Source organism: Alloyangia pacifica (assembly GCF_003111685.1).
In the GTDB taxonomy this organism is placed as follows: domain Bacteria; phylum Pseudomonadota; class Alphaproteobacteria; order Rhodobacterales; family Rhodobacteraceae; genus Salipiger; species Salipiger pacificus_A.
Map to the genome: position 1 here is coordinate 457,181 of NZ_CP022190.1, position 14,917 is coordinate 472,097.

The window sequence follows — 14,917 nt, forward strand, 5'->3', positions numbered from 1 at the left end:
TGATCTTGTTTCTGGACCTCGAGGCGACTCCGCTGCCTAAGCCCCGCATCTTTTGCGCGAACGACAGGTGGAATAGAGAGATGCAATGCGTTGCTAAGTTCCTTTTGCACAAGCAGCATTCTGGGCACCTCAAAGGCAGGCTTGCCGGTGTTTCCCTGGCCTTCGGCTATTCGTGAGGCGCGCAGGACCGAAGCTCCCTCGGATGAGAACATCGATATAACGAGCTGAAAATTCAGTATTTTCGAAAAATGCCCAGAGAACTCTCCCAGCTCGGGGGACTGTCCAATGGCGCGCCCGACGCGCGCGGAGCGTCGAAAGTGGTTCAGGAAAGTTAAAAATCTATTGCAAGAAGGACGCTCTATGGTAACACTTTGTGGACGCGCATCGCCCTTTTTTTGGGCATGGGGGTCTAGTCCTCCGCGCGTTGTAGCGTATGAATTTGTGCAGTTTTCATTTTAGTTCTGACATTTTGGATCATTCCTGCGGCCCGACCATTTCATTCGCCGCGATCTGAAACATCCCAAAGTTTGGCGGTATCCGGTGTTTCGGGTGCGTCTCGATTTTTTCCGGTTCGCTGAATTCGGATGAATTGACCCAAGCAATTTTGCTCGGCCATGGGGCCGGGATTATATTTGCGCCCTTTTCGGCCTGTGCGGCGGGGGGCGGTTTCATTCGTGCGCGCTAGCGCAAAGTCCATTTTTCCGGGCCTTGAAGAGTGCTCGTAGTCTCTGGGGGAGGTTTGACATGCCGATCGACACCATTTTCATTCAGGGTGAAGCACTCATTACGGACACGGTCGATGAACAGACCGGAACAAATGCCAACGTCGCCCGCACCCGGAGCGGCAATCAGGAAGCAGCCGGTATCGGCAGCACCTCCACCTCCACCAACACCGGTCTGCCCAACTTCGATGAATATGGCCTGCGCCCGGATTATACCGGCGCCGGCGATGAGGACACCTGGGGCTACTACGACATCAACGGGACTGACACCGGCGCGCAGGCCGCGACCACCTTCGACGCGGTGGCGGGCACCTACGAAATAACTCTCCGCATCGCGAATGGGTCGGCGGCCGCGCGACCAATCTCGATCACCGTCGACGGCGTCACCCAAACGATTGCTGACACGAGAACCGGCCAGTTTTATTTCTGGGAAACCCGCACGGTCCAGGTGACGCTTTCGGGCAGCGGCACGCACGACTTGATCATCAACCAGGTTGACGGCACCGGCGCGCCCAATATCGACGCGATCGCCATCCACGATGTGGGCGTGACACCGAATTTCTCGCTCCCGACCTTCGAGTCCGACACCACCTTCCTTGTCGCCGACGGCACAACCTCGGTCGGTGCGGCGCTTGCGTCCGACATTGCCAACGACACCTCCGACGATGCGCCGGCCCGAGTGGGCATGAGCTATTCGATCGTCGATGGGGCCGATAGCGGGGCCTTTCAGATCGATTCCGATACCGGCGCGCTGACGCTGAAAGATGAAGCCGATTTCGACGCGAAGCCGAGCTACGCACTGACCATCGCCGCCACCGATGCCGAGGGCGGAACCACCCAGCAGGCGGTCACCGTGACCGTCGTACCGCCCTTCGAGCCGATCTATCTCGGAGTGGAGGACATCGAAGTCCTCGATCCCGTGGGCACCGGAACCCTAAAGCGCACCGTCGACGCAAATCCCGAGAGCGGGGCTGTGGAAGGGGGATTGAACGACAACACAGGCCCCGAGGAAGCCGGCAATGAGTTCGACGATTCCGGTCTGCGCCACAACTACAGCGGCAGCGGCTACATCGATATCAATGGCGGTGCGGTCGGGGACCGGCTGAGCTTCAGCTTCGACGCCCCCGCCGGCACCTATGCCATTACCCTGCGCTATGCCAATGGCTCCGACGGGCAGAGCCGACCGATCTCGCTGAGTGTCGACGGCGGCGCTGCGCAGACCCTGTCCGATACGAACACCGGCGATTGGAGCACCTGGGCGAGCCACAGCTTCACGGTGACCGTGGGCGACGGCACCCATACCGTCGTCCTTGCCCAGACAGGCACGCAGGGTGCGCCCAATATCGACGCCGTGGCCATCGCGCTTCCCGGCGCCGCAATCAGCTTTGCCGCGCCCGAAATTCTCTCGGCAGGCGCCTTCGACATTGCCGAAAATTCCACCGAGATCGGCCAGGTCCAGGTGGACGACCCCGAACTGTCGGACCTCGACCCCGACATGCTCACCTATACGCTGACCGGCGATGATGCCGACAAGGTTGAAATCAGCGCCACGGGTCTTCTGACCCTGAAAGACCCGGCCGACTTCGAGACCAGAACCGATGCCGACCTCGACGGCGTGTTCCAGGTCAGCCTCGAGGTGTCCGATGGCGTACGCAGCGTGACGCAGGAGCTGTCGATCACGGTCACCGACGTCGATCCCGAACTCCCCTCTCCGACCATCGCACCGATCGTGCTGCAAAGCGAAGCCGGGGTGATCCCCGACGGAGCAAGCACCTTCCATCGGGTGCAGAACGATCCGACCACTGCCGAAGGCGCCGGTAACCTGCCGCAGGACCAATATGGACTGCGCGAGGGATACAGCGGCTTTGGCTACACCGACTTCGATGGCGCCGGGGCGGATGGCGATGAACTCATCACCTGGACCCTGACCGTGGACGATGCGGGCCTTTACGACTTGCACATCCGCTTTGCATCGGTGGAATCGACCCAGACCGATCGGCCCGTCGCTGTCCTGGTCAATGGCGCGGACGCGGTGGGCGGGACCATCGGCTTCCCCGAGCGCGACGGCTTTGACACCTGGGTGGTGCGCGCCCCGGTGCAGATCGCGCTGCAGTCCGGTGAGAACACCCTGACCCTTGCGATCCCCGCGGGCTCGAGCAACGGGCCCAACATCGACGCCGTCGCGATCACCAGCGTCGGCGACACTCCGGCCTTCCCGCCGGTAAACACCGCGCCCGAGTTCGACGCCACGGCGGGTGCCGTCTCGATCGCCGAGAATTCGACCGAGGTGGCCGCCGGTCTCACCGCCACCGATGGCGAGGGCGACGCGCTCAGCTTCGAGCTGACCGGCGAGGATGCCGCCCTTTTCGAGTTCAATGAAACCACCGGCGCGCTCGACTTCATAGCCGCCCCTGATTTCGAGAATCCGGCGGACTTCGATGGGGACAACGTCTACGACGTGACCCTGACCACGAGCGACGGTGTGCTGACCGCCTCGCAGGACATTTCGGTCACCGTCACCGACGTGGTCGAGGCAACGCAGCCCAATTCGATCGCCCTCGACACCAGCACGGTCGCCGAGAATGAGGCGGGCGCGGTGATTGGCACGCTCTCGGCGGTTGATCCCGACGGCGACGATGCGGCCATCACCTTCAGCGCCGATCCGGCCTCGGACTTCGAAGTGGTCGGCGGCCAGCTGAAGCTGAAGGACGGCGTGGCGCTGGACTTCGAAGCCACGCCTTCGGTCGATGTCGAAATCACCGCCACCGATGGGGCGAACGAGTCCACCACCACCACGCTGACCATCACCGTCGGCGACGTGGACGAAGCCCCCTCGGCGCCCCAGATCACAGGGCTGACGGTGGACTCCGGCGTCGCGGGCGCGATCATCGGCACGGTTTCTTCGGTGGACCCCGAGGGCACGGCGGTCTCCTTCACGGTCGACGACGCGCGCTTCCAGATCGACGGCGACGACCAGCTCACCCTCCTGCCGGGCGAGACCCTCGACTTTAACGCCGAGCCGACGGTCAGCGTCGAGGTCACCGCATTCGACGAGACCGGACAGCAATCGACCCAGACATTCGTGATCACGGTGAACGATCCCGGTGCGACCTTCGAGCCCATCGTGATCGAGGCCGAGGATGAGGTCCTCGCAGCGCTGACCGTCCTCGACAATGACACGAACACCAACGACACGCAGATCCGGGATGCCGACAACCCAGAGTCGAACGTCAACCTGGTCAACGGGCTGCGCCCCGGCTTCAGCGGCGACGGCTATCTCGATTTCGGCGACACACCGGGCGATGCGATCACCTTCACCGTGACCGTCGCGACCGCCGGCAACTATGATCTCAACGTGCGTTACGCCTCTAACACCGGGCGGCCGCTCGATCTCTCGGTCAACAGCGGCGGCGCGGTCTCGCTGCCCTTCGCGAGCACCGATCCCGATGGCACCGGTCCCGAGGAAGGCTTCGATCACTGGCTCTTCGAGACCACCACGGTGACGCTCGTTGCGGGCAGCAACACGATCTCGCTGGCGATCCCTGCGGGCGCCAACACCGGCCCCAATGTCGACCGGATCGAGATCACCGAGGCGGGCACCGGCCCGATCCCCGAGCCGGACACCACCGCCGACGAGGGCGGCGATCTTGCCGCCGCGCCGGAGGCCGCGACCATCGCGCCCGCCGGGCTCGGCTCGGTCGAGTTCGCGCTCGCCGGGGTAGATGACGACATCACGCTCATCGAAGTGTCGACCGACGGCGGCGCCAGCTTCCAGACGGTGGTGCCGGTGGGCGACATCGTCACGCTCGACCTCTCGGCCTTTGCCGCCGAGACCGCTCTGACCGTGATCTTCCGCGTGACCGACGAGGCGGCCAACACGGCCGAGGCCACCACCGCGATTGCCATCGGCGACGCGCCCGAGGCCTTCTCGACCACGATCCAGCTCGAGAACCGCGACGGCTCGATCCTCATTCTTGACGACACCGGCGCCGGCGAGGGCGATCCCGCCTCCACGCAGTTCCGCGACGCGGACAACATCGAGGGGGTGACCGTCGATCGACCCGAGGGTATCTGGTCGGGCTATACCGGCACCGGTTATCTCGACATGGGCGGCGACATCGGGGATGCGGTGCAGTTCGACGTCGATGTGCCCGAGGCGGGCACCTACACGATGAGCTTCCGCTACGCCAACGGCTCGACCACCACTCCGAACCGTCCGATGCAGTTGCAGGTCAACGGCCAGACGGTGACCGTGCCCTTCGGCATGACACCCGACTGGGACGTCTGGGAAGACCTCGAGGTCGAGGTGACTCTGGCTGCAGGCGCCAATACGGTGACGCTGGCCAACACCGTGACCAACGGCCCGAACATCGACAGCGTGACGATCTTCAACGACGTGACGCCCCCGCCGCCCCCCTCGGAGCCGGGGGTGCGCGAGACCATCCGCATCAACTTCCAGGACGGCAGCACGCCGGTCGATCCCGACTACCTTGTCGGCAACTTCACCGACTATGGGCAGCAATCGAACGGGCTGACCTACGGGTTCATCACCGAGGAGTCGGCGCTTGATGCCGACGGCACTGCCAACGATCCCACCGGCTCGTCCTTCCCGGCGATCGCGATCAACGAACGCACGGGGTCGGCCACTCTGCCGGATGACGGAACGCTGCCCACCGAGAAGCTGACCGTCAATTTCGACGCGATGGATGCGCGCCTGACAGGCTACGCCCATTTCGACCTCGGCTCTTTCCCCGAGCGGACTGCCTGGGAGATCGAGCTTGAGAATGGCTGGTACGAGGTCACGGTCTCGGTCGGCGACACGGGTGGCCCCAATGACAGCGAAAACCGACTCTTCGTCGAAGGCGCGTTGGTCACCGAATGGAGCAGCACCTCGGCGTTCAAGACCGAACTGCTGACCACCCTGGCGCATGTGCAGGACGGACACCTGACGCTTTCGGCGCAGGGCGGCACCATCACCGAGATGCAGTACCTCGAGATCCGTGCGCTACCCGACCTGACCCCGGGCGATGGCAACGAGGCGCCCGACGACTATGCCGCCTTCATCAACCCGCGTGCGGTCTCGACCGATGGCGAGGTTGAGCTCGGCATCCAGGACGGCGTGCTGCCCACCGACATCGATCCCACCTCGGACATCGTGCTTGGCGTCAGCGTGGTGGACGGGCGCGGCGGCGTGCTGCTCGAAAGCCTCGAAGACGGCTCGATCCGCATCTACGAGACGCTGACCGGCGCCGAGGTCGCCTATAACGCCAACACCACCGGCGGCTTCGACTCGGTCACCATCGCGCCGGTCTCGGACCTCAAGCCCTACACCAGCTACACCGTGGTCATCGATGGCTTCCGCGACCGCGGCGACAACGACAACAGCGCGGCGCTGACCCGCGAGTTCCAGAAGTTCACCACGACTTTCACCACCGGCGCCGCGCCGCTGGTCGAGGCGCGCGAGGTGGCCTTCGTCGACACTGTCGAACTGAGCTCGAACCCGATGCTTGGCGAGAGCTACACATCTATCGAGATGTCGCCGGACAAGCAGTTCCTCTATGTCACCTCGATCACCGGATCGATCACGCGCTGGGAGTTGAATGCGGACGGCTCGCTCGATGACGCGAGCAAGGAAGTCTACACCCCGCTGGGAGACTTCGTGGTCGGCGCCGAGCGCCGCGGGATCATCGGCATCGCCTTCGATCCCGAGGATGAGAACACCATCTGGATCACCGACAACTACCCGATCCCGCTCAACGGCCGGTCGAACTCGGTGCCGGACTTCTCGGGCCGGATCTCCAAGGTCACCCTTGGTGAGGGCGGATCGCTCGAGGATGCGACCATCGAGACCTATATCACCGGACTGCCGCGCTCGAACGGCGACCACGTGACCAACAGCCTCGAGTTCCGTCTCAACCCCGACTACGTGCCGGGCGGAGATGCGCCTCAGTACCTGCTTTATCTCACCCAGGGGTCGAACTCGGCGATGGGCGAGCCGGACAGCGCCTGGGGCAACCGGCCCGAGCGCCTGCTCAACGCCGCAATCCTCGAGATCGACCGCTCCCGCGAGGCACCGGAGGGGGGCTTTGACGTCTCCACCGAGCCGCTGCCGGCAGACGGGCAGAACCGCCGTTTCGCCGATACCGACAACGATCTCAAGAACGGCGGCATCGCGATCACCAGCGGGGAATACATCGGCAATTTCCTGCACTTCGATGCCGATGGCGTGGCCGAGGTGCGCACCGGTGAGGATGCGTCCTCCGACCTGATCGTGCGCTACTACGATCCCTTCGCCGATGGCGCCGTGCTCAGCATCTTCGCCGAGGGCAACCGCAACGCCTATGACCTCGTGTGGCACAGCAACGGCTACCTCTACGTGCCGACCAACGGGTCGGCGGCAGGCGGCAACGTGCCAGACGATCCCTCGACCCCCGACGTCGACGAGAGCATCGACGGCGTTGGGCTGCAGTCCGACTACCTGTTCCGGATGGTCGAGGACGGCTACTACGGACACCCGAACCCGCTGCGCGACAGGTACATCCTGAACGGCGCCAACCCGACCTCCGGCACCGACCCCAACCAGGTGAGCAACTACCCGGTCGGCACGAATCCCGACCCCGATTATGATCTGGAAGGCGCCTACAATCTCGGCAACAACCGTTCGCCCAACGGGGCCATCGAGTACATGAGCGGTGTCTTCGGCAGCTCGCTGAAGAACGCGGTGATCTTCACCCAGTATTCCTCGGGCGACAACCTGCGGGCGGTGCTGCTCAACGAGGACGGCACCATCGCCGAGGACTTCATCCTCACCGATGTCGACGGCAACGAGATCAACTACGTCGATCCGCTCGACGTGATCGAGGGTGCCGACGGGCGGCTCTACATGCTGACCCTCAACCGCGCGAACGGCGTCAGTCAGATCATCCGGCTCGAGGCGGCTCCGGGCGGCGAGGTCGAGGACATCACCGCCGACGAGGGCGGCAACCTCGGGTTGCTGGTGATCAGCGCCGCGGATGCCTCGGCGGTGCTGTTCCAGGTGGTCGGGCTCGATCCCGACATCCAGAGCCTCACCATCAGCTTCGACGGCGGCCCTGCGCAGGCGGTGACGCTCGACGCGCAGAACCGGTTCAGCCTCGATCTCAGCGGGCAGACCCAGCAGGTCTCGGCGACGCTGACGGTCAATGACGACGACGGCAACAGCGCTTCCACCAGCACCAGCTTCACCCCGGGCGACAGCGCCAGCGGCAACCTCATCGACGCCAGCGCCTTCACCGTGCTCGACACCGACGACGGCACGCTGATCCGCTTGCTGACCGATCCCACCACCCATGAAGCGGCCGGCGGTCAATACGACACCAACGGCGACGGGATGAACGACGGCTACACCGGCGCCGGCTATCTCGACATGAACGGCGGAGCCGAGGACAAGGCTTCCTTCGTCTACGACGCGCCGAGTGCCGGCTCCTACACGCTGACCTTCCGCATGGCCAACGGCTCGGGCACACCGCGCCCGGTCGCGATCATCGCGGGCATCCAGACGGTGCAGATCCCCACCACCGACACCGGCAGCTTCGCTGCATGGCAGGAGTTCTCGGTCACGCTCGACCTCTCCGAGGGGCCGAACACGGTGGTGATCGAGCAGCTTGCTGCAAACGGCGGGCCGAATATCGACAGCGTGGCGGTGATCGCCAACGTGCCCACCGCGCCGAACGATGGCAGCGAAACGGTGGGCGGCGTCACCTACCTCAAGTACGAGGCCGAGAATGCGGTGCTCGACGGAGCGGTGATCGCGGGTGATGACCGGAACCAGAGCGGCGATTTCGTCGACTTCGATGGCACGGGCACGCAGAGCATCACCTGGACGGTCTCGGTCACCGAGGCGGGCATCTACGGCATCGACATCCTCTATGCGCTCGCCACCACCAAGGCGGCGCGTCCTGCTTCGCTTTTCGTCAATGGTGTCGATCAGGGCATTCTCGGTTTCGAACCCAACAGCTCGGCCGCCGAGGATGTCTGGGGGCCGCAGAGCGCGCAGATCTCGCTGAATCCGGGGCTCAACACGATCTCGATCAGCGTGCCCGACGCCAACGGTGCCAATATCGACTACCTGCGCGTCTCCGACGCGCCTGTCGACACCTTCGTGCCCGCCTATGCGGTGATCGATGGCGAGGGGCGGATCGAGCTCGAAGCGACCGATGACACCACCCGTACGCTCGGCGCGACACAGGTGGAGTTCTACTTCACCGTCTCGGCGGACGACACCTACGCGCTCGATCTCGCGGCCAACGCGGGGGCGCCGAATGGCGCCGGGCTGACGGTCTTCCTCAGCGCCGATGGCGCACAGCCTGTCGAGATCGGCGACATCGCCTTCCCCGGGCAGGGGGACGCGGGCGAGACCTCTGCCTATGTCGAGCTGCTCGCCGGGGTGCAGTACAAGGTAACGGTCCTGTCGGACCAGGCGGGGGCCAGCGCGCTCGACTATCTCGACGTGCGCCCGGCGCCGGGCAACGAAAATGCCGACATCGAGATACAGAGCAACGATCCGACCTATTTCGACAACCGTCTGCACTTCTCCTGGATCGACAATCCCGACGCGGTGGCCGGCACCGATCGCGACTACAAGGAGAGCGCGACGGTCACCATCTCGAACTCCGGCACCGAGACGCTGGAGGTCCTCGAGGCCACGATCACCGGCCCGTTCGAGCTGGCCGATCCCGATATCTTCGAGGGACTCACGCTGGCGGCCGGCCAGTCGATCAACGTGCAGGTGCTCTTTGACCGCTCTGCCTATACCGCGGGCAGCGGCAACGTCAGCGGCGTCTTTAAGGGGGCGCTCGACATCCGCACCAACGATGCCGACACGCCGGTGGCACGGGTCGACTTGGCCGGCTTCTGGCAGTCCCAGGACGAGGGCGGACAGGAGCCCAACCTCAACGAGGTCTGGGACGTCTTCGGCTTCGGCAACGAAATCTCCGGTCTGAGCTACGCCTCCGGCGGGGGCGGCGGTGTGCTGGACTTCTTCGACCTCTACCTCTCCTCCGACGAGACCGAGGTGCTGTCTCCTTACTGGCGGATCGCCGAAGGGGTGACCGAGGCGCGGATCACCCAGATCGCGGCCTTCCACAGCCCCTCCGGCGCGGGCGTTCGCTTCCATGCGCCGGGCGACACAGGCACCGATGTGGGGATGACAAGCCACATCAGCTCCAACAACCAGAGCCTGCTGCCCCTAGGCAACAGCAACGGGGCCTTTGCGACGCGGGTGTTCTCCGCGGCGGATATTCCCGATGGCTGGGCGGGCAATGACCTCTTCGGGATCGAGATCAACAATCAGTCGACCGATCCGCGCCTCAACCCGACCGGCGCCGGCACCCCGACGCAGGCACAGCTCGACGCACGCTATCCCGGCGCGGGCTACACGGTTGTGAACGGGCAGGTCTTCGATGCCGAGGGCAACGAGATCTCGGACGGTTACACCGTGAGGATGTTCCAGGCGGTCGACGAGGATGGCGTCGCCATCGAGAACGTCTTCCTCGGCGTGATGGACTACACGGGTATCAACTACGACTACAACGACAACATGTTCATCATCGAAGGGGTTGCGCCGGTCTACTATGGCGCGGTGACCACCATCGAAGGGCTCGACGATGCGGCTGCGGACGACCGGCTGGTCTTCTCGCGGATCGACAATCCCGCCAATGGCGATCAGGCCTTCCGCGACACTGCGGTGCTGACCATCACCAATGACGGCATCAGCAACCTGACCATCGACGACCTCGCGGTGAGCGGAAACTTCACCATCAGCGGTCTGTCCGAGGGCCAGGTGCTCGCACCCGGAGCCTCGGCGCAGCTCACGGTCACCTTCATCGGCATCGACCCGAACGACGACGGCCAGGCGACGTCCCACGAGGGCACGCTAACCATCGGCAGCAATGGCGAGGTGCGGCAGATCGCGCTCGCCGGCCTCGCGCAGGTCCAGTCCGAGGGCGGCGAGGAGCCAACCGTCGCGCAGATCGTGCAGGCCTTCGGCTACTCGACCGACGTGGCGCAGGGGCTCCTGTCCAACGGTGGCGTGGTCGAGACGGTGGGCGATGAGGTGCTGCTGCCCTACCTGCAGCGGCTCGATGACAGCAAGCCGATCGAGGTGATCCAGCTTGCCGCCTACCTGAGCGCGGGCGTGAGCCGGCTCAGCCTGCATGACGTGTCCAACGGCGCGCTGACAGAGCTCTACGCGCAGGATGACAACCAGTACCAGACCCTGTTGCCGGACGGGCTCATATCGGGGGCGGGTGCGCAATCGAGCGTGGCGCGGGCCAGCATCGACCGCGACGACCCCTTCGGGCTGCGGGTGACGGTGGACGGTCGTCCGACCTTCTCGGCCTGGACCGATCCCGATGCCAACGTGGCGGATGACACCTACAACATCTCGCCGCCGAACGAGGGCCACTACATCCGCTTCTTCCAGGCCAAGGACGCGCTCGGCAACGTCATCGAGGGCACCTTTATCGGCATCCAGGATTATCCCGGCGGGTCGAACTTCGACTACAACGACCACATGTTCCTCATCACCAACGTGCAGGGCTACGAGCTCTCTGCGGAGGAGGACGCGAATGGCGACGGGATCAACGATGCGCTGGTGACCGACAGCGACCTCGACGGTACACCGGACTTCTTCGATGCCGACAACAGCCCGACCCCGGTGCAGGAGGCCTACCCGGGTCCGGCCCCGGTGCTGGACGACACTCTCACCGTGCTCGCCGCGAACTTCGACAGCGGCGGTCAGGGCATCTCGTGGAACGACGATCCGGGCCGCGATGGAACGCATCCGCTGCGGGCGGACACGGACGTGGAACTGGTGGGCTCGACAAATGACATCGGCTACATCCAGTCCGGCGAATGGGTCGAATACACCATCGACGTGGCCCAGGCGGGCAGCTACGCGCTGAGCGTCAACGCCAAGACCCCGATCGGCGGCAACTCGGTGGTCGTGACCCTCGAGGACGGCACGCCGCTCGCCACCTTCGCGCTGCCCGACAGCAACGGCACCTCGACCTCGTTCAACGGCACGGTCTTCGCCGCGACGGCAGCGACCAACGTCGCGCTCGGGGCCGGGCTGCAGACGCTGCGCTTCACCTTCGAAGGGGCGCCGGCGTCGAACGGCTACATCCTCGACTTCCGCTCCTTCAGTCTGGAGCAGGTCTCGGTCGAGCCCGAGGACACCGTGGCGCCGGTGGTCGACGCGGTGATCGCCGCGGACATCACCGTCGCCGGGGCGGCCGTGGCCAGCGTGGTGGTGACCTTTAGCGACGACGTGGCGCTCAATGCCTCGAGCATCGACGTGAGCGACATCCTCGTGACCGGGCCGAACGGGCCGCTCACCGTCACGGGTGTCAGCCTCAACGCGGCCGGCGACGGCAGCCCGCGCAGCGCCACCTACACGGTGGCGGCGCCGGGCGGGACCTGGGACACCGCCGACAACGGCGCTTACACGGTGGCGCTGCAGGCAGGGCAGGTGGTTGACACCAGCGGCAACGCCGTGGCGGCGAACGGAGCTTTGACCAGCTTCAACGTCGCGGTGCCGGTCACCCCGCCGCCCGAGGACACCGTGGCGCCGGTGGTCGACGCGGTGATCGCCGCGGACATCACCGTCGCCGGGGCGGCCACGGCCAGCGTCGTGGTGACCTTCAGCGACGACGTGGCGCTCGATGCCTCGAGCATCGACGTGAGCGACATCCTCGTGACCGGGCCGAACGGGCCGCTCACCGTCACGGGTGTCAGCCTCAACGCGGCCGGCGACGGCAGCCCGCGCAGCGCCACCTACACGGTGGCGGCGCCGGGCGGGAGCTGGGACACCGCCGACAACGGCGCCTACACGGTGGCGCTGCAGGCGGGGCAGGTGGTTGACACCAGCGGCAACGCCGTGGCGGCGAACGGAGCTTTGACCAGCTTCAACGTCGCGGTGCCGGTCACCCCGCCGCCCACGAGCATCGGCGAGACCTTCCGGGTCGAGGCCGAGACGCTGACGCTGCAGGGGTTTGTCGCCACCGCCAACGGCCATGCCTCGAACGATGCCTTCATCCAGGCGCCGGGCAGCGGGCCGAATGTCGCCAGCCTGGTCTTCGCCGAGGCCCCGGGCACCTACCAGATCACCGTCGGCCATTACGACGAATCCGACGGCAACTCGGTGCTCAGCCTCATGGTGAACAACGAGGTGCGCGAGACCTTCACCTGGAACCTGAATGCCGGGGACGCGATTGCCAACACCTCGTCCTTCGCCGAGCACAGCTTTGCCGCTGTGACGCTGGCGGAGGGGGACGTGGTGGCCATCACGGGTGTGCCCAACGGCGGCGAGCCGCTGCGGGTTGACTACCTCGACTTCACGCCGGTGGAAGGCGGCGGGGAGCCGGTCGAAGACCTGCAGGCGCCCACGGTCAGCGCCGTCAGCGCGGCGGGCATCGGTGTCGGGGGTGGCAGCTCCACCACGGTGACGGTGACCTATGCCGACAATGTCGCCATCGATGCCTCGAGCATCGACGTGAGCGACATCCTCGTGACCGGGCCGAACGGGCCGCTCACCGTCACGGGTGTCAGCCTCAACGCGGCCGGCGACGGCAGCCCGCGCAGCGCCACCTACACGGTGGCGGCGCCGGGCGGGAGCTGGGACACCGCCGACAACGGCGCCTACACGGTGGCGCTGCAGGCGGGGCAGGTGGTTGACACCAGCGGCAACGCCGTGGCGGCGAACGGAGCTTTGACCAGCTTCAACGTCGCGGTGCCGGTCACCCCGCCGCCCACGAGCATCGGCGAGACCTTCCGGGTCGAGGCCGAGACGCTGACGCTGCAGGGGTTTGTCGCCACCGCCAACGGCCATGCCTCGAACGATGCCTTCATCCAGGCGCCGGGCAGCGGGCCGAATGTCGCCAGCCTGGTCTTCGCCGAGGCCCCGGGCACCTACCAGATCACCGTCGGCCATTACGACGAATCCGACGGCAACTCGGTGCTCAGCCTCATGGTGAACAACGAGGTGCGCGAGACCTTCACCTGGAACCTGAATGCCGGGGACGCGATTGCCAACACCTCGTCCTTCGCCGAGCACAGCTTTGCCGCTGTGACGCTGGCGGAGGGGGACGTGGTGGCCATCACGGGTGTGCCCAACGGCGGCGAGCCGCTGCGGGTTGACTACCTCGACTTCACGCCGGTGGAAGGCGGCGGGGAGCCGGTCGAAGACCTGCAGGCGCCCACGGTCAGCGCCGTCAGCGCGGCGGGCATCGGTGTCGGGGGTGGCAGCTCCACCACGGTGACGGTCACCTATGCCGACAATGTCGCCATCGATGCCTCGAGCATCGACGTGAGCGACATCACGGTGACCGGCCCGGGCGGTGCCCTGTCGGTGACCGGGGTGAGCGTCAATGTTGGCACCGACGGCAGCCCGCGCAGCGCGACCTACACGGTGGCGGCGCCGGGCGGGACCTGGGACACCGCCGACAACGGCGCCTACACGGTGGCTTTGCAGTCGGGGCAGGTGGTTGACACCAGCGGCAACGCCGTGGCGGCGAACGGAGCTCTGACCAGTTTCAACGTCGTGGTGCCGGTCACCCCGCCGCCAAGCGCGGACCCGGTGCGCGTGGAAGCCGAGGCGATGGACCTTCAGGGCTTCCAGGTCCTGAACAACGGCCACGGCTCGAACGACCAGCTGATCCAGGCCACCGGGAGCGGGCCGCATGTGGCGGGCTTCGGCTTCAGCGGCGCAACGGGGCTCTACAACATCAAGATGGGTTATTTCGACGAATCCGACGGGCAGTCGCAGCTCTCGCTGCTGCTGAACGGCGAGGCGGTCGACAGCTTCATCTGGGATGCGGATGCAGGCGCCTCGATCGTCAACGAGACGTCCTACGCCGAACGCGAGATCACCGGCCTCGCAATCGAGGCAGGGGACCGGCTGGAGTTCTCGGGCATGCCGGACGGGGGCGAGCCGCTGCGCATCGACTTCCTGGAGTATGTCTTCGTCAGCGACCTGCCGACGATCTGACCAAGGGCAGGGGCCGCGGGAGCGGCCCTCACCTCACAACCACAGGCCTAGCCTCTTTCTGGCGCCGGGTTCGCTTCGAGCCCGGCGCCAAGTTCTTCTGCGGCGATCCCGCCGCGGCTTGACGCCGATCAAGGTGCACGCAGCGCCACAGGCGCAGGATCGGGGCAGA

General features: G+C 65.7%; 1 protein-coding gene. It reads left to right on the top strand.

Annotated elements, in window-relative coordinates; all coding sequences use genetic code 11:
- Positions 1-744 precede the first annotated feature (744 nt).
- The gene (locus CEW88_RS15115; protein WP_108968520.1) at positions 745-14,748 is read left to right on the top strand and encodes a carbohydrate-binding protein; all 14,004 of its coding nucleotides are present in this window, start codon (positions 745-747) and stop codon (positions 14,746-14,748) included.
- Positions 14,749-14,917: the final 169 nt, after the last annotated feature.

Bases quoted from the DNA above. Each gene is read 5' to 3' on its own strand.
- CEW88_RS15115 (WP_108968520.1), top strand. From the start codon at position 745: ATGCCGATCGACACCATTTTCATTCAGGGTGAAGCACTCATTACGGAC.